This window comes from Bacillus sp. FSL R5-0422 (genome assembly GCF_038610765.1).
GTDB classification, from domain to species: Bacteria; Bacillota; Bacilli; order Bacillales; family Bacillaceae; genus Bacillus; species Bacillus pumilus_O.
Window position 1 is genome coordinate 2,812,187 of sequence record NZ_CP152014.1, and the last position, 20,503, is coordinate 2,832,689.

The window sequence follows — 20,503 nt, forward strand, 5'->3', positions numbered from 1 at the left end:
TTGTACAGATAAGACAGGGGGAAACATCATGCAACAGAAAACAAGAACCGCTGATTTTGTGTTAGTCGGAATGTTTGCTGCACTCATGGCGATTGGAGCGAATATCACATCCATTGTACCGTTTTTACAGGTCGGCGGAATTCCACTTACGATGCAGCCGTTTTTTTGCGTACTTGCTGGTCTTTTGCTTGGCAGACGGCTTGGCGCATTAGCGATGATTGTGTATGCCTTGGTTGGAATTGCTGGCGCACCTGTATTCGCACAGTTCTCAGCAGGCTTTGGGGTGATTTTAGGCAAAAGCGGTGGTTTTGTCTTATCGTATATTCCTGCTGCTTGGCTAGCTGGATTCATCTTAGAAAAAAGAAAAAATCCTGGATTTGGCCTCTTTTTACTTGCAGCTATTGCTGGTACGACCGTCATGTATCTGATCGGAACGACTTATACGTACCTCGCATTAAATGTGTGGCTGAATGCTCCGATTTCTTATCAAACCACGTGGTTCTTTATGATCTGGTTTATGGTGAAAGATTACGCATTAACGATATTACTTGCGATGCTAGCACCTAAAATTTATCGCTCTGTTTCAAAAGCCACGTCCTTTCGAAAACAACAAGCGGCATCATAAGGGCAAACATTGATCATAGAAAAAAAGAGCCTGATGCATTAGGCTCTTTTTTCATCATTACTCTGCGTATTGATCGATGATTCCTTCTAGCATCCCTTCAAGCACTTCTACATCTTCAAGATCTGCTGGACTGAAGCGGTAGCGTACCAGCTGTTCTCCATCGTTATACATCTCCTCAAGCCACCCTCTGAGGCCTCTTGCTCTGCGGTCGACTTCAAACACAATGTCTAAGCCGCCTTCATCTATCAGAAAAATCAGCTCTAATTCATCAAGCATATAACGATAGTCATCTGATGTCGGAATAAACTCAAATTCTTGAACGAATGGCAGGCGGCGCTGGAAATAAGGGGCTTGCTCACAGTCTGCTTCGTTCAGGTGGAAGCCAAGATTTCTAGTGGCCCCCAGTACATTTCTCACCCAAGGATGTGCTTCAACGAAAATGCGGTCATAGTCCGATTTATCAATTCCGCCTTGGATATCAAGGTCTGTCATTACTGCAATTTCTACTTTTCCGATCGTCATCGGGGTATCGATAGGAAGAATAAATGAAAACGGAAATTCATGTTTTTCTTCAGGCTGGATGGTAAAAGAATCCGTCACCCGTAAAGTAAAGATATTCACATATTTTCTATGCTCTTCATCATCTTTTACAATCACATACTGTGTTTGAATCTTGACATTGATATAGCGGATGTCCTGAGAGATTTTCCCGCCCTTTACATGGACGGTTCCCCTTACCTCTTGTCCTGGATAATAGGCGTTTTTCTCCAAAATGGTATCTACTTTCGCTGCACCAATCCCAGCACTTGCCGCTAGCTTTTTAAAAAATGACATCTCGCATCTTCCCCTTTTCATTTTTATCAGCATATATACGTAAGAAAGAGAAAGAAAGATTCATTTCATTCATACTTTAGTCCTGATTATTTTCAATCTTCATAAAGTAAATAAATGAAAAAACATCACAAAAAAAGCTTATAGAAAAAACAACGTTTTCTCTACAAGCTTTCATGTTAAAGAATAATTGCCGCAAGCCAGCCGAATAGGACAAGCGGAACATTATAAAATACGAAGGTTGGAACACAAGTACCCCAAATGTGGTGATGCTGTCCATCCATATTCAATCCAGATGTCGGTCCAAGCGTACTGTCACTTGCAGGTGAACCTGCATCCCCAACAGCCGCAGCTGAACCAATAATAGCAATGGTAGCTAGTGGGCTAAATCCTAGGTGCATACATAACGGAACAAAAATGGTTGTAATGATTGGAATCGTCGCAAAGGATGAACCGATCCCCATTGTCACAAGTAAACCAACTAATAGCATTAAAATGGCCGCTACGCTTTGATTGTTTCCAATGAATTGAGAAGATGCTTTCACTAGTTGTTCAATATCTCCTGTTTTCGTTAATACGTTGGCAAACCCAGCCGCTACAAGCATGACAAAGCCGATAAATGCCATCATATTCATACCGGAAGTAATTAGCGCATCCGCTTCATCTCGTTTCATCATGCCTGTGGCAAACAGAACAAGAAGGCCTGCCAGTGCACCGAAGATCATACCTTCCACACCAAGGCTTTGAGATAAATAAAGCTGGACAATAAGTGAAACAAGGATAGCCAGCACTGCAAGCAATAAACTCTTTTTCGTATAAGCTGATTTTTCTACGTCCGTGATATCTCGATCCTCATATACCCTTGGTTTCCGATACACGAAAAGTGAAACAAGAAGTCCGAGCACCATGCCCCCTACAGGAATAAGCATGGCTAGTGGAACATCTGATAATTGTACAGTTAATCCTGCCTCTTTCATGTTATCACGAAGCATCCCGTGGAAAATCTGTCCAAAACCGACTGGAAGTAAAATATATGGTGCAGTGAGTCCGAAGGTCATGACACACGCTAGCAGTCTGCGGTCAATTTGAAGCTCGTTAAACACTTTTAATAATGGCGGAATTAAGACTGGAATAAAGGCAATGTGAACTGGAACGACGTTTTGTGAAAAACAAGATACGATCAAAATCACAAGAATGATCAGTACTTTTGATAATGTTTTTCTTCTTGAGTCGCCTTCTTTTCCTAGAAGCTTCACTGCCCCTTCAACCATGGCGTCTGGAAGACCTGTTTTCGTCAGCGCCGCAGCAAATGCCCCTAATAGCGCATAACTAATCGCCACTGTCGCATTTCCTCCGAGACCATCCGTAAAGGCTTCAACTGTTCCTCCAAGGCCTAATCCACCTGCAAGTCCGCCAGCTAAAGCACCAAGTGCTAGGGCAATAACCACATTGACCCGCAGCAAGCTTAATATCAACATTAAAAGAACCGCTATCACAACTGCATTCATGATGAAACCCCCGAAATCCTTTAGTTTACTAATGTAGTAGATAATTAAAGTACCAACGTATGTTACCATAGAAAATTTTCTTCGTCAAATGGCGTATGGCCTACATAAAAAAGGCCCCGCCAGTTGGCAGAGCCTCATCCTTTATTTCTTACCTTCAAATCTTTCCACAAAGGTGGCCAATGACCGTACCATCACACCTGTCGCCCCTGTTGGCCCAAAGCATGAAGGCTTTTCTGTTGTGGCTGTTCCTGCAATATCCAAGTGAACCCAAGGCGTATTCTCAGCGAATTCACCAATGAATGCTCCTGCCATGATCGCATGTCCATCACGGCCTGGTGAGTTATTGAGATCCGCCATTTTGCTGTTTCGTACGCGCTTTTTATCTTTTTCGGTGATTGGCAGCTGCCAAATCATTTCTCCGCATTCTTCTGATGCCTCTTTAAACTGGGCATACAGTTCATCGTTATTCGTCATGACGCCTGTTGTCTCATTTCCAAGTGCCACAATGACTCCTCCGGTTAATGTCGCCACGTCTATAAGAACAGAGGCACCGTGCTGTTTCGCATATGTCACCCCATCTGCTAAAACAAGACGACCCTCTGCATCCGTATTCAGTACCTCGATTGTTTTACCGCTAAGCGACACAATGACGTCATCCGGTTTCATGGCATCAGCCGAGATCATATTATCGGTTGAAGCAATGACAGCAATGACATTTTGCTCTGGGCGCAGTTCACCGATGATTTCCATGGCACCTAAAACAGAGGCTGAGCCGCCCATATCAGTTTTCATCCCAATCATACTGGCTCTTGGCTTTAACGAATAGCCACCAGTATCATATGTGATGCCTTTACCGACAAGCCCAATCACGTCCGTCCATTCTTCCTTGCCTTGATATTTCAGAACGATGAGCTTTGGTGGTTCTGTTGAGCCTCTATTGACAGCTAGAATCCCGCCCATTCCGAGCTCTTCCATTTGTTCTTTATCTAAAATTTCAATCTCAAATTCGTATTTATATGCAAGCTCTGCCGCGTACGAAGCTAGATCAGAGGATGTGAGCATATTCGGCGGCATGTTCACGAGGGTACGAGCCGAATTGACGGACTGTCCGTAGACCTCGCCCACTTTCAGACTTGCCTGAATTTCAGTCGTATCATGATCCGTCATTGCATAAACAAACTCAATAAAGCGATCCGGTTCATTTGTTTTATGTTTAAAATCTTGTAATTCATATGTAGCTAAAAGGCAGCTTTCAGAAAGGGCATGGGCTGCATCTTGGGCAGGCAAATCCTTTCCAATAAACGTATCCAGTAAAACCGAAACCGCTTGCTTTTTATCTTGATGAAGCTTTCTAAATAAATGCGCAAAACCTTCTTTTGCCTCTTCAAACGTGTAATCTGATTCCTTCCCAAGGCCGACAAAATAAATGCGTTTGATGCCTGTTTCAGGGGATGGGAAAAACTTCGAAAGCTGATTTCGTTTAGATGAAATATCGCCTTCTTTTAATAATTCAGTGATTCGTCCTTCAAGTAATTCATCCATTTCTTTTGCTTTTCCTGATAATTGGCTCTTTTGAAAAAGTCCGATCGCCAGTGTATCTTTATGTTGCAATTCATTTGTCGAGAAAAACATATTTATCACACGCTCCTTCAATGAACTCCATTTTTCACATTGGAACTTCTATTATATCAAAATTTGCGGGTCTATACGATCATTGCCAGTCTGTCTTTACTTGATGAACATTTATATTTTCACACGCGGAAGGGCATCATGAAAAAGCGATGAAAACTTGGATAGCCCGTCCGCGTCTCCTCGTTCCACATCTACTTTCTTTAATGTTATAATTGAACATGGACTTGGCAGCTTTTGAATCTGCTATCATTTTTTCATCATACTAGGATACACAGTCCATCATTTTGCACGATATTTTTTCTTACAGAGAGGATGTTTCTTGTTCATGAGCGTACTGACGAATTTTCCGCTGCTTGCCAGTCTTGCAGCCATCTTTTTTGCTCAATTTGTAAAAGTACCGATTCAATTTATCATTTCTAGACGACTAGATTGGTCGCTCATTACAAGCACAGGCGGAATGCCAAGTTCACACTCCGCAGCCGTAACAGCACTCTCAACAGCAGTGGCTTTAGAGCACGGGCTCAATACATCGATCTTTGCGATTTCCGCCATCTTTGCGATTATTACCATGTTCGATGCAACAGGTGTACGCAGACAGGCAGGAGAACAGGCTACTGTACTGAACAAGCTCGTAACAGATTTTAACCGATTTGTTTCTGAAGCAAAGAATTTCCCGAGTGCGGAAGAAAAAGAAAAGCAAAAGAAATTGAAAGAGCTTCTTGGTCATAAGCCGATTGAAGTCTTCTTTGGCGGCTTAACAGGGATCTTACTGACACTCATCTTAGACTATTACTTCATGTAGAAGCGAAAAAAGCTTTGGACCTAAAACTTGTCCAAAGCTTTTTTATTCTTTATTGGCTTGAAACTGCTGACGGAATACTTGCATTGATTTTGCTTCATTCAGCTCGTTCAAGTCTTTTTCCGTTAACGTTCCTTCGCCCTTCTTGATGATATACACATCGAGCACTTTTTTGCCCCATTCTCTATACACATCATCTACGGTTTCATAGTATAAATCAAGCTTATGACCTTTAATGGCTTTTCCCGTATCTGCGACCACTCCGTAGCCATAGTTTGGGATAAAGAGCACAGTTCCAATTGGAAAGACGGATGGGTCCGCCGCCACAGTTGAATATAAATCACGTTTCACTTTGACGCCTGAATATGTAATGCCATATGCATGGTGTTCTTTCGTTTTACCTGTTGATTCCACACCTGCTGTATAACCTGTGGCAACAACCTTTTGCTTCGGGTAATCATTCCAATTAAACGCTTCTTCGAGAGAATTAGCCCGCAACTCATCACTTTTGAGTGCCATCGTTTCTCTTTTTTGCTGTTGGAAAAAAGAAGATACTTGCTTGCCAGGATCCGCCTCTTTCACCCAGGCAGCTACATCACTTGGCTCAACTCCAGATATGCCCGTAAAGCTCGTCAAAAGAGCAAGCATAAAAAGGGCTGTCATGAACAATCGTTTCATCCATGTTTTCATCTTTATTTGTCACTCCTCTACCCATCTATTTGTTTCCAAACAAAATGGAAACTATGCAAAGGAGAAACAAAAAAAACCCACTTGCCTATCTACAAGTGAGTTAAAACATTTGATATCCTCTTTTTCGAAGTGCATTGATGACAAAACCTGATACAATTGCACCAATCAGACCGCTTAACAAGATAATAATATCAGCCGCAGCGAGAGAGACTATGCGGTCTCCTATACCTGAAAAAGCAATGCCCGGTTCTCTCACATAAGCGATCATCTTTTGATTGTTGATAATGAAAAGGCATACAATTGGATATAAAATAGCCATTATCCATGACATTCTCAGCAGCATATTGAGCAAAAAGCCAATGCCGAAGAATAACACGAAAAATAAAATAACGGAAATAATAACGACTGGTAAACTGATCACTTCATCTCCACCCCCAAATATCCCATCATTAGTTTAACTTGGAAATAGAGATGAAGTCAATCAATGGAAAAAGCAGTTGGATTAAAGCTTCTTCCCTGTCCCTTTACATTCCTCACATGTTTCAGATCCGCCGAGCAATAGCTGAAAATATCCTTTCCCCGAACAATATTGACAAGTGGACTTTTTTTCTTTTGTATGTGCGTTCATATTGCTCACTCCCTTATCTAAATTTTCTGATAATTTATCATACCATACTTTATTCCCGATCACCAAGTAAGAAAATCTGTCAAAAAAAAACGTGCATCCACGAGGATACACGTTTTTGTCTATGTCGGTTTAGAAGAACTTGAATTTTCCTTTTTTCAGAACAAGTCCTGGTCCGCCAACCATGAATAAAGAACGGTTGTCGATGATTTTCTTCATTGCTGAAGCTTTTGTTCCTTGAAGTTTTTTACCAAACGCAACACCTACAGCGTCATGTTCACCAAGAGAAGCAACTGTTCCTTTGATGTCTGGCTTAAAGCTTTCAAGAGATCCACCTTTCACTAGTGCTCCAAGGTTTTTCGCTACTGTTTCACCTTGCTGCATTGCAATTTGTGCAGTTGGTGGGTATGGACGGTTGATTTCTTCATTGATGATCAATGAACAGTCACCGATGATGAATACATCATCATTTTCTGGTACACGAAGGTCTGGAGAAACTTTTACGCGACCGCGCATGTTTTCAAATCCAGCTTCTTCAACGATTGGGTTACCGCGTACACCAGCAGCCCAAACAACAGTTTCAGCTTTGATTTCTTCAGTATCATCGTCTTTTCCAACAATGATGCCTTCAGGCGTACATTCTTTGATCGCTGTCCCAATTTTGAACTCAACACCTTTACCTTGAAGGTAGTTCATTGCATAGTCGATCAATTCAGGATCGAATCCTGGAAGAGCTGTTGGTGCAGCTTCTACACAGATGATACGTACGTCTTTTTGATCAATATCATACTCTTTGCAAAGCTCAGGCACACGATTTCCAAGCTCACCAAGGAACTCAATACCTGTGAAGCCCGCACCGCCGACAACGATTGTCAAGCGCTCTGGACGTTTTTCAGCTTCCGTATTATACGTCGCAAATTGAAGTTCAATGTGCTCACGAAGCTGACGAGCAGAGTTGATGTTAGAGATTGAGAATGCATACTCTTTCAGTCCTGCAATACCAAATGTTTCAGGAACAGCACCAAGCGCAACAACAAGGTAGTCGTAAGAAAGTTCGCCATCTGATGTCACAACTTTCTTCTCTTCCTTATTAATGCTTTCAACTGTTGCTTGTACAAAGTTGACACGGGAACTGTTAATCACATCTTTGATTTGATAACGACAGCGGTCATGATGAAGCGTACCTGCACTTGCTTCATGTAACCATGTTGTTTCGTAATGATAATTATGCTTGTTCACAAGAGTAATGTCCGCATCATTTGTGCCAAGCTGTTTTGTTAATCTTGTTACAGTCATTAATCCGCCATAACCTGCACCTAATACAACGATTTTCGGTTTATTCACTGGAATCACATCCACCTTTTTTAAATTTGCTGTAAAACGGATAAAGAATTACATATCGTTATTCTCAACCGCTTTCCGGCATTTTATGAAATTTAAACAAAAAAATAAGTATGTGAAAATCTGAACTTTCACCTACATAAAACGAAAGCATTTGACCGTATCCGACAAAAATTCATAAAAAATTAATATTTAGTTCCCTTAACAATAATAGCGAGTTCTGATCCAATTTTCAAGGCTTTAAACTGAAAATCCTTATGATAAACGGTCTTTCTCACTTTTTCCTCTTTTTCAAAGCTACGGCATCAAAAAACGACAAGTTTTTCAAAACAAGTCAAACGACGTTATGTGGTATGATATGATATAGTGATAACAATTTTCATTTGGGAGGATTAAAGGAATGCAAGAAGATTCTAAGGTATATGACATTACCGTTATCGGGGGCGGCCCAGTAGGATTGTTTACTGCGTTTTACGGTGGCATGAGACAGGCAAGTGTGAAAATCATTGAAAGCCTTCCTCAGCTCGGCGGTCAATTATCCGCTCTTTACCCTGAAAAATACATTTATGATGTGGCTGGTTTTCCAAAAATCCGCGCACAAGAATTAGTTGATAACTTAAAGGAACAAATGGATAAATTTGATCAAACCATTTGCTTAGAGCAAGCAGTTGAAACGGTTGAAAAGCAGGCAGATGGGATCTTTAAACTTGTAACAAATCAAGAGATTCATTATTCTAAAACGATCATCATCACAGCTGGTAACGGTGCATTCCAACCGAGAAAGCTTGAGCTAGATGCAGCAGAATCATTTGAAGGAAGCAACCTGCATTACTTCATTAATGATTTGAACCAATTTGCCGGGAGACGTGTGGCCGTTCTTGGCGGCGGAGACTCTGCAGTGGACTGGGCGCTGATGCTTGAACCTATCGCAAAAGAGGTTTCCATTATTCACCGCCGAGATAAATTCCGCGCACATGAGCACAGTGTAGAAAACCTTCACAACTCGAAAGTCAATGTCGTGACGCCATTTGTCCCAACGGAGCTTATTGGTGAAGACCGCATTGAACAGATTGTGCTAGAAGAAGTCAAAGGCGACAAAAAACAAGTGCTTGATGTAGATGACGTGATCGTCAACTTCGGCTTTGTTTCCTCCCTTGGACCAATTAAACAATGGGGCCTTGAAATCGAAAAGAACTCGATCGTTGTGAAATCCACAATGGAAACAAATATTGAAGGCTTCTATGCGGCAGGAGACATCTGTACGTATGAAGGAAAAGTCAAATTGATTGCCAGCGGATTTGGTGAAGCACCAACGGCTGTCAACAATGCGAAAGCCTACATGGACCCGAAAGCCCGTGTACAGCCTCTTCATTCCACAAGCTTATTTGAAAACAAATAAGCGAAAGCAAAAAAAGGAGTTCCCACAAACGGAACTCCTTTTTCGTCTATTTAAAAACCCCAATATAGGCATTCGCCATTCCAAGTACCATTGCAGCAAGTAGCACCACAACAATCCCTGCCACAACCAAAATCACCCGATCCTTCACACGTTCCTTTTTCGGAAGCGGCTTCTCAATCCCGCAAGCTGGACACGTTTTGGACCGATACGGAATCAGTTCATGACAGTTCCTGCAATTGATTTGTTCACTCAAACCTCAGCAACCTCTTTTCTACCTACAGTTTATGTTTGGTTCTCATGATACTCTTTTCGGGTGGAAATAGCCAGTTGTGAGAGCAAGCTGTAACAAAATTGAGCGATTTATAAATAGTTGAAGTGAGAATGAAGGTTTCATCTGATCAACCGATATAGGAAAGGAAGAAGATCTTAATGAAGGATAGGTGGAAAGATGCTAAAACGTTTCATAATCAGTTTGATCTTGTTACTGATGATTGGTGGCTCAGTTGAACTGTTTGCAAAAGACTATAACAAACATTATGCGCAGTTCGCAGCAGGATTGAATATGGATGTTGATCAACTAGAACCTTTTTTAAAGCGTGTGTCCACTTCAATTTTAGATTCTGGTTTGAGTGTTCAAGAAATCAATCTGATACTCTCCAAAGTTCAAAAAATGAATAAAAACAATGAAACGAAAAAAATGGGCACTTTTGAAGTGGTGTACCATGAAAAACCAGCAAAGATTAAAATGGTGATTGAAGTTCATGTGGAAGATGGCAATAAAGAAGTGGTGATCTATATGTTTAGCACCCAGGAGCTTGTGGATGTCTTGGATAAAGAGCTGTTGAAAATAGAAGAAGCAATATGAGAAAGAGACACTGAATGAGTGTCTTTTTTTATGGCTTTCTTCATCAAAAAAGCCTCCTCAATCGTGTTGTTTACAAAAAACAAACGAACAAGAAGGCTTATCTTCATTCACGATCAGTTGTTAACACTCTTCCGGCGTACCGGTATTCGTCGCTGTTCTGAAAGAAGAACCGCATCCGCATGAAGCAATTGCATTCGGATTGTCGATGGTGAAACCGCCGCCCATTAGTGATTGTTTGAAGTCAATGATGGTGCCGTTCATGATATCAAGGCTTTCGGAGTCGACAAGGACCTGAATGCCTTGCTGTTCGAACTGCGTGTCTTTCTCTGAAACTTCATGGTCAAAGCCCATGCCGTATGAAAGACCGCTGCATCCGCCGCCTTTTACGCCTACTCGCAGAAACGCATTTTCTTCTTCATGTTCTTTCATCATATCTTTAATCTGCAGTGCAGCAGCTTCTGTAATGGTTACTGGTGTACTCATGATCATCCCTCCTTTTGACTGGATGTTTCTTTTCAATTATAAACGTGATAGTGCCTTTTCTCAAATAAATGGTTTACAGATAAAATGTGCCGTCACAAATCGTTTCAGCAGGTCCAGTCATCAGCACATGCTCATTGTCTTTCCAGCGAATGATGAGATCTCCGCCTGCTAAGTGAACCGTCATGTCTGTTTCCTTTTTCGCCTGTCCATTCACAATTGTGGATACGGCCGCAGCACATGCCCCTGTTCCGCAAGCCTGTGTAATCCCTGAACCTCTTTCCCACACACGAAAATGAAGTTCTGTTTCACTGACCACTTCTACAAATTCCACATTGACGCCTTCTGGGAACATGTCGTGTTTTTCGATGATTGGCCCAATTGTATCAAGCGGTGCCTTTTCAATGTCGTCTAAATAAAACACGATGTGGGGATTTCCCATTGAAACGGCTGTTCCATTTAAGATCGTCGTGCCAAAATCAAGCGATTCATTAATCGTTGTGCTTGCTGGTTCACCAAGCATCGGCATCGCTTCTTTTTCAAAACGAGGCTTCCCCATATCTACTGTTACTAAATGAACGTGGTCATCCTGCACATGAACGGTCGCTTCAACGAGTCCTGACAATGTCTCAATCTGGAACGTTGTGTTCGTCACAATTTGATGCTCATACACATACTTTGCAACGCAGCGCAGCCCGTTACCGCAGTTTTTGCCCTCTGATCCATCATTGTTGAAAATGCGCATTTTCACAGGTGCAACATCTGATGGACAAATAAGGATCATTCCGTCTGAACCGATTCCTGTGTAAATAGAAGAAACCTGGATTGCTATCTCTGATAGCTGCTCTTCTGGAAGCTGTTCCTTCATCTGATTGACGTATATATAATTATTTCCTAATCCGTGCATTTTCGTGAATTGAAATGATGTCATGAGCTTCCTCCAAAAATGTTGTTTCTTTATAGTATAAAAGGAGTCGATTCAGGAGACAATCTTATCATCCCCCGTTTTTCATACATAAAAGCTCTTTGCTGCCATGGCAAGGGGCTTTTATTATGCATATGCCTCATTTTCTCTCGTGTGATGCTTCATTTTGGTGATATTTTATTAGCATAACATATTGGATGCGCTTTCTATTCATTCTCCTTAAAAATGGAAAATAAAAATATGAAAAAAATGCACCTCATGACCCATGTGGTGCATTTAAAACATCTCATTTTCCTCTATAAAAGCATAAATACGCTCGACTAGCTGCTCTGCATTTTCTCCGGAAACAAATTCTCCATTCACGAGTGCAAATGGGGAGTCCATACATTTGCCGCAGTAGCTTAAACAGCCGTATTCCATAACGTCTAGATTTGGGTCTTTATCAAGCTTCTCTTTTGCTTCTTGAGACCCTTGCGCAAGATTACTTACACAAAATTCGATCAGTGGGAACACTTTGCTTCACCTCACATTGCTTTACCATCCTACCGAAATTCCTTCTATTAGTCAAAACATGAGCTTCACCTGTATCGTTACGCCTATTCCTCGTAAAATGTTTTACTATTTAGGACTAACTAATGAATATGTAGGTTATTTTGAAACAATTATTGTGGTTTCACAGTAAATTCGATATAATTTTATTTGGTATTTTAACTTAAAGTTTTTTAGTATAAGTGTTTTTCAATGTCTACGGGGAAAAGGAGAATCGTCATGAAAAATTTAGTCTTGATCGGCGGAGGTTACGGGAATATGCGGGTTCTCCACCGCTTATTGCCAAATCAATTACCTGATGATGTTACTATCACATTAATTGATCGAAATCCTTACCACTGTTTAAAAACAGAATATTATGCACTCGCTGCTGGAACGATCTCTGATCATCACATTCGAGTATCATTTCCAGAGCATCCGAAGCTTGATATTCAATATGGGGAAGTAGAAAAAATTGATATTGAAAACAAACAGATCTTATTCAGCGACCGTGAACCCATTCCTTATGACGACACGGTGATTGGACTCGGCTGTGAGGACAAGTATCATAATGTCCCTGGTGCGAAAGAGCATACATACAGCATTCAAACCATTGATCAGTCAAGACATACATATAACAAATTAAACAATTTAAGTGCAGGTGCAACGGTTGGCATCGTCGGTGCTGGACTTAGCGGGGTAGAGCTAGCCAGTGAATTAAGAGAGAGCCGTGCTGATTTAAACATTATTCTTTTCGACCGTGGAGAGCTGATTCTATCAAGCTTCCCAAAAAGATTAAGTTTATATGTGCAAAAGTGGTTTGAAGAAAATGACGTAAAGATCATTAACTGTGCGAATATTACGAAGGTTGAAGAAGGTGTTGTTTATAACCATGATGATGCCATTGAAGCAGAGGTCATCGTATGGACAGCAGGCATTCAGCCAAGTAAAGTGATACGAGAGATGGATGTTGAAAAGGACGCACAAGGCCGCGTCGTATTAACACCTCATCACAATCTCCCTGGAGATGAGCACGTCTATGTCGTGGGTGATTGTGCAAGTCTTCCGCATGCTCCAAGTGCCCAGCTTGCCGAGGCGCAGGCAGAACAAATTGTCCAATCTCTGCAAAAACGCTGGAAAAACGAGCCGCTTCCTGAGGCTTATCCTCAGTTTAAGCTAAAAGGTGTCTTAGGATCTTTAGGGAAAAAAGCTGGCTTTGGCTTAGTAGCAGATCGTCCACTTGTTGGTCGTGTACCTAGACTACTAAAATCCGGACTTCTTTGGATGTATAAGCATCACAATGGCTAACATCATGTGAATTTGATCTCAAAGCTCCTTCTCGTCGAGGGAGCTTTTTTTTATGAAACGGCATGTGCCGATGACCGGGTCAATTTGATCGGAGCAAGGGCAAGGATGCAGTCTTTACGAAACGTTCTCATCGTCTTTTTCGATAAACAATACGCTTGGATGAGCTGGTCCGTTTGACGTTGGACAATGATTTTTCGCTTCGTGCACTCTCCGTTTTTCTTCATATAAATCATCTCAATTGGTATTTGCTGTTGAAGAGATTGTTTCAGTAAATAATTCATGATGCTCACGCTCCTTTCATTTCATTATAATCGAACAAACGTTCTTTTTCAACCCAAAAAGGAACGTTTGTTCTGTTTATTTTCTCAAAAAAAGAACAGTTTAATCACTGCTCTCCGTGTAACCGTATTTCTCCATTTCTTGATAAATGTCTTTTAATTTTGGATTACCTTCTCCAACAATTTGATCTTCCACTAAGACAAGCGGATAAAAGAATTCATCATCAAGAATTCGTTCAGACAATTCCTTTTGGTGTTCGTTTTCTGGTGGGTGCTCAATATCAATATATGTGATGCGAAACGGCTGATTCGGATATTTTCGTTTTAACGCTGCATCTAACCACTCAAATGTGTCTTTTGAAGAAGGCAGATTCACGCAGCTAGCGCAAAGTACATCTCTTCCATATACATAAAGATCGACGGTTTGATTCATTTGGCAAGCCCCCTATTCTTTCTTTATTTTAGCTGAATTTTCTGTATGAAAAAAGTCAAAATCACTTTTTGTTTCAAGATGAGATTGTGCTATAATGAGAAGGAAACTTTGAAACCAATCAATAGATTTTTATCGTCCAGATGAATATAATGGTGATATGTTGTGAAAGGAGCGATTATATCCAATGACTGAAGTCGAAATGAAAGACCAAGTACAGGAAGTACTGGACAAACTTCGTCCATTTCTATTACGTGATGGTGGAGACTGTGAGCTTGTAGACATTGAAGATGGCATTGTGAAATTACGTCTTCTTGGTGCATGCGGCAGCTGCCCAAGTTCAACCATTACATTGAAAGCCGGTATTGAGCGTGCATTATTAGAAGAAGTGCCTGGCGTTGTAGAAGTTGAACAGGTTTTCTAATTCATATATGAGATAAAAACGACCCGAATTTGGGTCGTTTTTTTTATTTTAACTTCTCTCTAAACCAATCCTTGATAAAGGTCAGTCTTTGAATACGCTGCCCTGGATGGCCACTTCTTGATAAATCATGAGATGCCTTCGGGAATTTGACGAGCCTTGTGTCTTTCCCAAGCTCCTTCAGTGCTACAAATAGCTGTTCTGCTTGGTCGACTGGGCAACGATAGTCTTCGTCACTGTGCAGGATGAGAAGCGGCGTATTTACCTGTTTCACATACTTTAGCGGCGAACGACCCCATAGCTTATCGGCTGAATCATAGATATCGCCATCGATTTGCCACCTTGTGAAGTAATAACCGATATCACTGATGCCATAAAAGCTAATCCAGTTTGAAATGGACCGCTGTGTGACGGCTGCGCGAAAACGGTCAGTCTGTCCGACAATCCAGTTGGTCATAAAACCGCCATAGCTGCCGCCTGTCACCCCAAGTCTTGTTTCATCAAGGAAATCATAGGCTTTGAGCACATGATCAACAGCCTGCATGACATCCTCATAATCAACGTCACCATAGCTCCCTCTCACACGGTCGGTAAACATTTGTCCGTATCCATGACTGCCATGAGGATTGATATACACGATGGCATAGCCTTCAGTAGCGAGCATTTGAAATTCATGAAAATACGTATAACCATACATGGCATGCGGTCCGCCATGAATTTCTAAAATAAGTGGATAAGTCTTCCCCTCTTCCATCTCGGAAGGCTTCATAAACCAGCCATGCACCTCGACACCTTCTTTTGACTGAAACGAAAATGGCTCTGGTACCGATAGGACATGCTCTTTGAGGAATTCATCATGCTCGAACGTGATTTGCTTTAGATCTGCCTCCCCTAATGTCATCTCATATAGCTCACTTGGAGAAACGGGTGACAGCCGGCTCAGCAGCAATTTGGATTCATCTGGATGAAGGCTGAAGTTTGTGATATGTTCTGCCTCTAATCGAACAGGATAGGCTAAGCCTTCAACGGAGAAATAATAAATCCCTGTACTGCCTTGATCGGAAACAAGCGCATAAAACCCCTGGCTATCCTTTGTCCACTGCGGAAGCTGATTGGCTTCTCCCATAAAGCTATCCCCTGCCATACAGTTGCCCACATACATATCGAGCATTTCTGACAACTGAACGACATTTCCCTCCTTCAGATCATACAGCCATAATGCTGGGAAGGTAGCATTTTGAAATTCGCGCTCATGTCCGATATACACGAGGCTCTCTCCATTAGGAGCAAAAGATACGGTAGAATAAGCGCCTGATGATTGTGTGATTTTCTTAGTCGTACCATCCTCTAATGATTGGAGGCACACGTCACTTATGTAAGGTTTCTGAGGATTTGATTGAATATAGGCAAGCCATTTCCCGCATGGAGAGAGCGTGTGATTCACATGATGATGCTGTCCGCTCGTCACTGCCTCGATCTCTCCTGAATGAACATTCACTTGAATAATCTGCGTAAAACGCCCATCTAAAAAGCCTCTGCCATCTGCTTTATAGGTCAAATCATCATATACCGCAGGAGCGAACTCATCCCGCTCTTCCTTCTTTTCATCATGAACAGATTCTGATGGTTTCAGTGACACAGCTGCATAAATGAAAGCTCCATCTAATGAAAAGACAGGATGAGATACCCCGTAAGGAATCGCCGTTAAGGTGCGTACACCGCCTCCCTCGCACTGAATCAGTGCAAGCTGAGGAGCTTCCTTTGGCTTTTGCAAAATAAACGCAAGCTGTCTGCTGTCTTTTGACCACATCGGCTGATAATGCTTTCCATCCTCAAATGTCCATTGTGACAGCTCCTCTGTCTCTTCATCTCGAACCCATAAATGGATATTGTAATCGTCCTTTTTGTCATTCACCGTGACCTTTGTAAACACCGCCTTTTTTCCATCTGGTGAATAAACCGGATGAGAAACAGAAACAATTTTCGTTAAATCTTCTGCTGTCATCAATTTCTTCATGAATGTATCTCCTCCTTTTATGCATAAAAAATAGTTCGATCCTCTAAATAATAATCCCTGCTTCATTTTATAAAAACAAAAATAAAAAAAGAACGTGCATTTTATAGCACGTTCTCAGATTGTTGACAAAGGGCTAAAATGATCTTGATTTTAGCCCTTTGTCTTCTTTTCAGCGTAATAGAAAACCTTTGAAGTCTAGGAAGGACGAGCATCGGAGCGGAGCGAATTGAACATTCGTGAGCACCGAAGCACAGATCTGACACAGAATGCGAGGGTTTGTCTACACGCTGAGAACGTGCATTTTTACAGCACGTTCTTTACTTGATTGACAGGATCATGCTCCACGACAACACCTTCTACTGGTACCGTCAACAAATCTACTTCGCAATGTGGGAAGTTTTGGGCAAGCTGCTTTTTCAGGCCTTCTCCCTTCCCTTTTTCAATTAAAGTTAAGATTGTCGGACCAGCACCGCTTAATGCTGTTCCATACGCTCCTTTTAGCGAAGCGACATGCTCTACCTTCGACAGCTCTGGAACGAGCATTGTACGATAAGGCTGATGAAATAAATCCTTATTCATCATTTCTCCAACAAGCGGCCAGTTTTGCGTCATTAAGGCGGCAACAAGCACGTTGCTCACAGCACTCGCACTGACAGCATGTTTATGGGAAAAATCCTCTGGCAGCACATCACGGGCATCCTTTGTCAGCACTTCATAAAAAGGAATCACGACAACAACATCTATATCCACATGCTGCACTTTGACGGCATGTGTCTTGTCTTCTTCATGAAGACCAATCAGTAAACCGCCGAATAAAGAAGCACCCGCATTATCTGGATGACCTTCTAACTCACTTGCAAAAAAGAGCTTTTGATCATCCGTCATATTTAATTCTAGAAGCTGATTGGCTAGCTCAATGGCTGCCACAATGGCAGCAGCACTGCTGCCCAGCCCCCGTGCCAATGGAATATCACTCCACACTTTGACATAAACAGGCGGGAGTGTTTTTCCAAAGTGATCTGCGACCTTTTTGGCTGTTTGATAAATGAGGTTGTCGGTGCCGGGCGGAATCCCAGACACGACATCTGATTCTGCTTCAAACAGCCAACTATCATGGTCAAAGACCGATAGCTTTAAATAACGGCTGAGCGCCATTCCAACTGAATCAAAGCCTGGTCCTAAATTGGCAGTGCTTCCCGGTACTGTGATTGAAAAAAGCATGGAGGCTTTACTCATACGCGCGCAGCCTTTTCCAAGTGTTCAAGAATTTGATCTTCATCTGCATCGAGTGTAACCGGCTTGATTTGTGAAATATCAATGGCTGTATTTGGATCTTTCAATCCATTGCCTGTTAATACCGCAACAACTTTACTGCCTGGCTTGATCTCTCCGGATTTCACTTGCTTGAGCACACCTGCGATAGACGCACATGAGCCTGGCTCTGCAAACACGCCTTCTTCACGAGCAATCAATTGATATGCATGAAGAATTTCTTCGTCTGTCACTTCATCAATCTTTCCGTTTGATTCATCTGCCGCTGCCACAGCTTGTTTCCAGCTTGCAGGATTTCCGATACGGATGGCAGTTGCCACTGTTTCTGGCTGGTCAATCACTTCATTTCGTACGATCGCTGCTGCGCCTTCTGCTTCAAAGCCGCGCATAACAGGCAGTCCCGTTCCTTTTTTCTCATGATATTCCTTGAAGCCTTTCCAGTAGGCAGTGATATTCCCTGCATTTCCAACAGGAATCGCCAGTACGTCAGGAGCCGAGCCTAGCTGCTCACAGATTTCAAATGCCGCCGTCTTTTGTCCTTCAATTCGGTATGGATTGACAGAGTTCACAAGGGCAATCGGCGATTTTTCACAGATGCTGCGAACGATTTTCAGTGCATCATCAAAGTTTCCGTCAATCGCAATGATCTCTGCTCCATACATCACCGCCTGCGCGAGCTTACCAAAGGCAATTTTTCCGTCTGGAATGATGACGATACATTTCATATCAGCACGGGCTGCATAAGCGGCTGCCGCTGCAGAAGTATTCCCTGTCGAAGCACACATGACCGTATCATTGCCCTCTTCTTTTGCCTTTGCAACAGCCATGACCATCCCGCGGTCCTTAAAAGAGCCTGTTGGATTGACGCCTTCTGTTTTCACATGAAGCTCAATCCCTAGCTTTTCCGAAAGCTTGGAGAGGTGGATCAGCGGTGTATTCCCTTCATTTAATGTTAGTTTTGGTGTTGATTCGTTTACTGGTAAGAATTCTTGAAATTCTTCAATAAGTCCATTCCACTTCATCAGCTTAAACCGTTCCCTTCTACTCGGTACGTGCTCTTCACTTGAACCACCACGTCGAGATCGTTTAATTTTTGCAGGATATTTGAAAAATCTTCTTCTGAGGTCCGGTGCGTAATAATCACAATTTCAGCCAGCTCATCATGCCCTTTCACAGGAAGCTGAAGGATCTTTTCAAAGCTGATACCTCTTTCAGAAAAAATAGATGTAATGCGGGAAAATGCTCCAACTTGATCTCTCACATGAATTCTTAAAAATTGCTGAGCAAATACTTCCGATGGTGATTTGATCTTTTTCTCAAACTGCGGTGCAATAAATCCGCTTCCGTTCACACCAAGGCGCATGTTTTTCATGACTGCGACTAAGTCTGATACAACAGCGGTTGCCGTTGGCAGACTTCCAGCTCCAGGTCCGTAAAACATCGTTTCTCCCACAGCACTTCCATAGACATACACCGCATTGAATTCATTGTTGACCGATGAAAGCGGATGGTGATCAGGAAGTAGAGTTGGCTGGACACTGACTTCTACTTTTTCTCCGTCTCGCTGGGCAATTCCGATTAGCTTCATTGTGTAGCCGAATCGTTTACTGAAATTAATATCTTCATCAGAAACGTCAGAGATGCCTCTCACCTTTACATCCTCTAATTCCACATTCATAGAAAATCCGAGTCTTGCAAGAATCGCCATTTTTCTTGCTGCATCTAGTCCTTCTACATCAGCTGTTGGATCTGATTCTGCAAAGCCAAGATCCTGTGCTTCTTTTAAGACATCTTCATATGCGCTTTTATCGACGTTCATTTTTGTTAAAATAAAATTCGTTGTGCCGTTCACAATTCCCATCATCTTCGTAATTCGGTCAGAGGCTAATCCTTCCTCCAACGTACGCAGAATCGGAATTCCTCCGGCGACACTTGCTTCATAATAAAGATCACAGCCATTTTCTTTCGCCACATGTAAAAGCTCTGTTCCATAAAGTGCCATTAAATCTTTATTGGCGGTAATGACATGCTTTTTCTCATTTAATGCATCTATTAAATATTGTTTTGTCTCTTCAATGCCGCCCATCACTTCAATAATGACGTCGACTTCTGGATCTCTAATCACTTCGTATACTTCAGTTGTGAAGACCTCTCTTGCCACATCCACATCTCTCTTTTTATCGGGATTGCTCACAAGCACTTTTTGTATTAATACCGGACAGCCGATTTGGTGCATTAATTTATCCTGATGATCTTGGATAATCTTGACGACACCACTTCCCACTGTTCCTAATCCTAATAGTCCAACTCGAATTGCCTTCACCTGAAATTCCACCTTTCTCCGTAAATGTCCTCTCTAAAAAGACATTTGTTAACCTAACACAGACATTCAATGTACACACATTATAAAGGGGTATCTTCTTTTTGACAAGGTAATAAAATAAGAGATTGTTAGAATGAAACCGCTTAACAGCTATTTATATCAAGATTCTATATTTTCAAAATATTTTTGTCAGAAAAGCTCCCGAA

22 protein-coding genes and 1 pseudogene are annotated in these 20,503 nt (G+C 41.9%); 6 read left to right on the forward strand and 17 right to left on the reverse strand.

The genetic code is table 11. The features are described 5' to 3' along the window. Nucleotides 1-28: 28 nt before the first annotated feature. Nucleotides 29-625, forward strand: a complete 597-nt coding sequence (locus MKX52_RS14485) for a biotin transporter BioY (protein ID WP_216887759.1) — start codon at nucleotides 29-31, stop codon at nucleotides 623-625. 57 nt (nucleotides 626-682) lie between these two features. Here the strand turns inward: MKX52_RS14485 and MKX52_RS14490 are convergent, their stop codons facing one another. From MKX52_RS14490 to MKX52_RS14500, 3 genes are all read right to left on the reverse strand, one after another. Then, the gene (locus MKX52_RS14490) at nucleotides 683-1,459 is read right to left on the reverse strand and encodes a sporulation protein (protein WP_342490913.1); all 777 of its coding nucleotides are present in this window, start codon (nucleotides 1,457-1,459) and stop codon (nucleotides 683-685) included. Nucleotides 1,460-1,635: 176 nt separating this feature from the next. Continuing rightward, nucleotides 1,636-2,964 (reverse strand): Na+/H+ antiporter family protein, encoded by a 1,329-nt coding sequence (locus tag MKX52_RS14495; protein WP_058013775.1) that lies wholly within the window; start codon nucleotides 2,962-2,964, stop codon nucleotides 1,636-1,638. A gap of 141 nt (nucleotides 2,965-3,105) precedes the next feature. Then, complete coding sequence (locus MKX52_RS14500) at nucleotides 3,106-4,596, reverse strand: leucyl aminopeptidase (protein WP_119125313.1); 1,491 nt, start codon at nucleotides 4,594-4,596, stop codon at nucleotides 3,106-3,108. A 325-nt stretch (nucleotides 4,597-4,921) separates the two neighbouring features. On the opposite strand from MKX52_RS14500, the gene MKX52_RS14505 reads away from it, so the two are divergent. Beyond that, on the forward strand, nucleotides 4,922-5,398 hold the full coding sequence (locus tag MKX52_RS14505) for a divergent PAP2 family protein (protein WP_003212726.1): 477 nt from the start codon (nucleotides 4,922-4,924) through the stop codon (nucleotides 5,396-5,398). Between the two features lie 42 nt (nucleotides 5,399-5,440). Here the strand turns inward: MKX52_RS14505 and MKX52_RS14510 are convergent, their stop codons facing one another. The 4 genes from MKX52_RS14510 to MKX52_RS14525 form a co-directional block, all read right to left on the reverse strand. Beyond that, entirely contained in the window at nucleotides 5,441-6,085 is a 645-nt protein-coding gene (locus MKX52_RS14510; protein ID WP_342490914.1) for a 3D domain-containing protein, read from the reverse strand. Between the two features lie 100 nt (nucleotides 6,086-6,185). Continuing rightward, nucleotides 6,186-6,506: a YuiB family protein gene (locus MKX52_RS14515; protein ID WP_216887763.1), complete on the reverse strand. Its 321-nt coding sequence runs from the start codon at nucleotides 6,504-6,506 to the stop codon at nucleotides 6,186-6,188. Nucleotides 6,507-6,587: 81 nt separating this feature from the next. After that, entirely contained in the window at nucleotides 6,588-6,713 is a 126-nt protein-coding gene (locus MKX52_RS14520) for a YuiA family protein (RefSeq protein ID WP_157957789.1), read from the reverse strand. Nucleotides 6,714-6,842: 129 nt separating this feature from the next. Continuing rightward, on the reverse strand, nucleotides 6,843-8,060 hold the full coding sequence (locus MKX52_RS14525) for an NAD(P)/FAD-dependent oxidoreductase (protein ID WP_161985489.1): 1,218 nt from the start codon (nucleotides 8,058-8,060) through the stop codon (nucleotides 6,843-6,845). 391 nt (nucleotides 8,061-8,451) lie between these two features. On the opposite strand from MKX52_RS14525, the gene yumC reads away from it, so the two are divergent. Next, nucleotides 8,452-9,450, forward strand: a complete 999-nt coding sequence (gene yumC / locus MKX52_RS14530; protein ID WP_012011135.1) for a ferredoxin--NADP reductase 2 — start codon at nucleotides 8,452-8,454, stop codon at nucleotides 9,448-9,450. A 46-nt stretch (nucleotides 9,451-9,496) separates the two neighbouring features. Here the strand turns inward: yumC and MKX52_RS14535 are convergent, their stop codons facing one another. Continuing rightward, nucleotides 9,497-9,703 (reverse strand): hypothetical protein, encoded by a 207-nt coding sequence (locus MKX52_RS14535; RefSeq protein ID WP_012011136.1) that lies wholly within the window; start codon nucleotides 9,701-9,703, stop codon nucleotides 9,497-9,499. Nucleotides 9,704-9,898: 195 nt separating this feature from the next. Here MKX52_RS14535 and MKX52_RS14540 point away from each other — a divergent pair, with 195 nt between their 5' ends. After that, nucleotides 9,899-10,315, forward strand: a complete 417-nt coding sequence (locus MKX52_RS14540) for a hypothetical protein (RefSeq protein ID WP_342490915.1) — start codon at nucleotides 9,899-9,901, stop codon at nucleotides 10,313-10,315. A 120-nt stretch (nucleotides 10,316-10,435) separates the two neighbouring features. On the opposite strand, the gene erpA is transcribed toward MKX52_RS14540, so the two are convergent. From erpA to MKX52_RS14555, 3 genes are all read right to left on the reverse strand, one after another. Next, nucleotides 10,436-10,798 carry an iron-sulfur cluster insertion protein ErpA gene (gene erpA / locus MKX52_RS14545; RefSeq protein ID WP_012011138.1) on the reverse strand — a complete coding sequence of 121 codons (363 nt, stop codon included), beginning with the start codon at nucleotides 10,796-10,798 and terminating at the stop codon, nucleotides 10,436-10,438. Between the two features lie 73 nt (nucleotides 10,799-10,871). Further along, nucleotides 10,872-11,726: a diaminopimelate epimerase gene (gene dapF, locus MKX52_RS14550; RefSeq protein ID WP_342490916.1), complete on the reverse strand. Its 855-nt coding sequence runs from the start codon at nucleotides 11,724-11,726 to the stop codon at nucleotides 10,872-10,874. A gap of 270 nt (nucleotides 11,727-11,996) precedes the next feature. After that, nucleotides 11,997-12,233: a YuzB family protein gene (locus MKX52_RS14555; protein WP_003213414.1), complete on the reverse strand. Its 237-nt coding sequence runs from the start codon at nucleotides 12,231-12,233 to the stop codon at nucleotides 11,997-11,999. A gap of 255 nt (nucleotides 12,234-12,488) precedes the next feature. Here MKX52_RS14555 and MKX52_RS14560 point away from each other — a divergent pair, with 255 nt between their 5' ends. Continuing rightward, nucleotides 12,489-13,556: an NAD(P)/FAD-dependent oxidoreductase gene (locus MKX52_RS14560; protein ID WP_012011142.1), complete on the forward strand. Its 1,068-nt coding sequence runs from the start codon at nucleotides 12,489-12,491 to the stop codon at nucleotides 13,554-13,556. Nucleotides 13,557-13,606: 50 nt separating this feature from the next. On the opposite strand, the gene MKX52_RS14565 is transcribed toward MKX52_RS14560, so the two are convergent. Together MKX52_RS14565 and MKX52_RS14570 are read right to left on the reverse strand one after the other, a co-directional pair. After that, complete coding sequence (locus tag MKX52_RS14565; RefSeq protein ID WP_012011143.1) at nucleotides 13,607-13,837, reverse strand: hypothetical protein; 231 nt, start codon at nucleotides 13,835-13,837, stop codon at nucleotides 13,607-13,609. 100 nt (nucleotides 13,838-13,937) lie between these two features. Further along, nucleotides 13,938-14,267 carry a YuzD family protein gene (locus MKX52_RS14570; protein WP_012011144.1) on the reverse strand — a complete coding sequence of 110 codons (330 nt, stop codon included), beginning with the start codon at nucleotides 14,265-14,267 and terminating at the stop codon, nucleotides 13,938-13,940. A 121-nt stretch (nucleotides 14,268-14,388) separates the two neighbouring features. Between MKX52_RS14570 and MKX52_RS14575 the strand changes: the two are divergent. Continuing rightward, nucleotides 14,389-14,688, forward strand: a pseudogene (locus MKX52_RS14575) (NifU family protein). A gap of 43 nt (nucleotides 14,689-14,731) precedes the next feature. Here the strand turns inward: MKX52_RS14575 and MKX52_RS14580 are convergent. The 4 genes from MKX52_RS14580 to MKX52_RS14595 form a co-directional block, all read right to left on the reverse strand. Next, a complete protein-coding gene (locus MKX52_RS14580) occupies nucleotides 14,732-16,702 on the reverse strand; it encodes a S9 family peptidase (RefSeq protein WP_342490917.1) in 1,971 nt (656 codons plus the stop codon). Nucleotides 16,703-17,005: 303 nt separating this feature from the next. Further along, nucleotides 17,006-17,938 (reverse strand): homoserine kinase, encoded by a 933-nt coding sequence (thrB, locus tag MKX52_RS14585; RefSeq protein WP_342490918.1) that lies wholly within the window; start codon nucleotides 17,936-17,938, stop codon nucleotides 17,006-17,008. Next, nucleotides 17,935-18,996 carry a threonine synthase gene (gene thrC, locus MKX52_RS14590; protein ID WP_144468376.1) on the reverse strand — a complete coding sequence of 354 codons (1,062 nt, stop codon included), beginning with the start codon at nucleotides 18,994-18,996 and terminating at the stop codon, nucleotides 17,935-17,937. Before thrC ends, thrB begins: the two co-directional genes overlap by 4 nt. After that, a complete protein-coding gene (locus MKX52_RS14595; protein WP_342490919.1) occupies nucleotides 18,996-20,297 on the reverse strand; it encodes a homoserine dehydrogenase in 1,302 nt (433 codons plus the stop codon). Before MKX52_RS14595 ends, thrC begins: the two co-directional genes overlap by 1 nt. Nucleotides 20,298-20,503: the final 206 nt, after the last annotated feature.

Excerpts from the sequence above, each read along its gene's own strand:
- erpA (WP_012011138.1), bottom strand. The coding sequence starts at position 10,798 with ATGAGTACACCAGTAACCATTACAGAAGCTGCTGCACTGCAGATTAAA.
- MKX52_RS14500 (WP_119125313.1), bottom strand. The coding sequence starts at position 4,596 with ATGTTTTTCTCGACAAATGAATTGCAACATAAAGATACACTGGCGATC.
- thrB (WP_342490918.1), bottom strand. The coding sequence starts at position 17,938 with ATGAGTAAAGCCTCCATGCTTTTTTCAATCACAGTACCGGGAAGCACT.
- MKX52_RS14490 (WP_342490913.1), bottom strand. The coding sequence starts at position 1,459 with ATGTCATTTTTTAAAAAGCTAGCGGCAAGTGCTGGGATTGGTGCAGCG.
- MKX52_RS14485 (WP_216887759.1), top strand. The coding sequence starts at position 29 with ATGCAACAGAAAACAAGAACCGCTGATTTTGTGTTAGTCGGAATGTTT.
- MKX52_RS14580 (WP_342490917.1), bottom strand. The coding sequence starts at position 16,702 with ATGAAGAAATTGATGACAGCAGAAGATTTAACGAAAATTGTTTCTGTT.
- dapF (WP_342490916.1), bottom strand. The coding sequence starts at position 11,726 with ATGACATCATTTCAATTCACGAAAATGCACGGATTAGGAAATAATTAT.
- MKX52_RS14560 (WP_012011142.1), top strand. The coding sequence starts at position 12,489 with ATGAAAAATTTAGTCTTGATCGGCGGAGGTTACGGGAATATGCGGGTT.
- MKX52_RS14540 (WP_342490915.1), top strand. The coding sequence starts at position 9,899 with ATGCTAAAACGTTTCATAATCAGTTTGATCTTGTTACTGATGATTGGT.
- thrC (WP_144468376.1), bottom strand. The coding sequence starts at position 18,996 with ATGAAGTGGAATGGACTTATTGAAGAATTTCAAGAATTCTTACCAGTA.
- MKX52_RS14565 (WP_012011143.1), bottom strand. The coding sequence starts at position 13,837 with ATGAATTATTTACTGAAACAATCTCTTCAACAGCAAATACCAATTGAG.
- yumC (WP_012011135.1), top strand. The coding sequence starts at position 8,452 with ATGCAAGAAGATTCTAAGGTATATGACATTACCGTTATCGGGGGCGGC.
- MKX52_RS14570 (WP_012011144.1), bottom strand. The coding sequence starts at position 14,267 with ATGAATCAAACCGTCGATCTTTATGTATATGGAAGAGATGTACTTTGC.
- MKX52_RS14505 (WP_003212726.1), top strand. The coding sequence starts at position 4,922 with ATGAGCGTACTGACGAATTTTCCGCTGCTTGCCAGTCTTGCAGCCATC.
- MKX52_RS14520 (WP_157957789.1), bottom strand. The coding sequence starts at position 6,713 with ATGAACGCACATACAAAAGAAAAAAAGTCCACTTGTCAATATTGTTCG.
- MKX52_RS14510 (WP_342490914.1), bottom strand. The coding sequence starts at position 6,085 with ATGAAAACATGGATGAAACGATTGTTCATGACAGCCCTTTTTATGCTT.
- MKX52_RS14495 (WP_058013775.1), bottom strand. The coding sequence starts at position 2,964 with ATGAATGCAGTTGTGATAGCGGTTCTTTTAATGTTGATATTAAGCTTG.